This is a genomic window from Neobacillus paridis (assembly GCF_016765675.1).
GTDB classification, from domain to species: domain Bacteria; phylum Bacillota; class Bacilli; order Bacillales; family Cytobacillaceae; genus Neobacillus; species Neobacillus paridis.
On record NZ_JAESWB010000299.1, the window covers coordinates 1 to 581 of the forward strand.

A 581-nucleotide genomic window follows, 5' to 3' on the forward strand; every position below is an offset into this window, starting at 1 on the left:
CGAGATCGCCACCGACCTTGCCCATCAACTGCCGGTTGCGTGCATTCGCCTCCCTTTGCGAGAAGGGCTGCGACTGCTCGCGCGAGTCTGCCGCCGGCGCCAGCTGCTGCGCCAGCAGGGCTTGCGGGCTCACACCGCAAGCCAGTTGCGCGCCCACGACCGAGCCGGCCGACGTGCCGATGAAGACGTCGGCCTGCCCGATGTCGACGCGCCGCTGGCCCAGCCCTGCGACGATGCCGGTTGCCCAGGCGATGCCGGCCACCCCGCCGCCGCCAAGCACGACGGCGCGCGTCATATCACGTCCGCCTCGGCCAGCGCCGACAGTTCCTCGGCCGACAGGCCCAGCAGGTCGCAATAGATCTCGTGGTTGTGCTGGCCAAGATCCGGCGCCGGCTCGATCGGTTTCTCCTCGCGGTCGGGGAACTTCGGGATGACGCCCGCCATTTTTACGGGACCGATTCGCGGGTCCGGGACCGAAGCGATGGTGCCGCGCGCCTGGTAGTGCGGATCGTGCATGATGTCCTCGATGCTGTAGATGAAGGAGTAGGCGAGCCTGGCGTCATCGAGACTGGCGCACAGCG

2 protein-coding genes are annotated in these 581 nt (G+C 68.5%); both read right to left on the reverse strand.

What is annotated here, in order from left to right:
- On the reverse strand, window positions 1–295 hold a 295-nt coding region (locus JK635_RS28935), incomplete at its 3' end, for a patatin-like phospholipase family protein (protein WP_202655514.1).
- A partial coding sequence (locus tag JK635_RS28940) for a CoA transferase (RefSeq protein ID WP_202655515.1) occupies window positions 292–581 on the reverse strand: 290 nt, incomplete at its 5' end. The genes JK635_RS28940 and JK635_RS28935, both read right to left, overlap by 4 nt.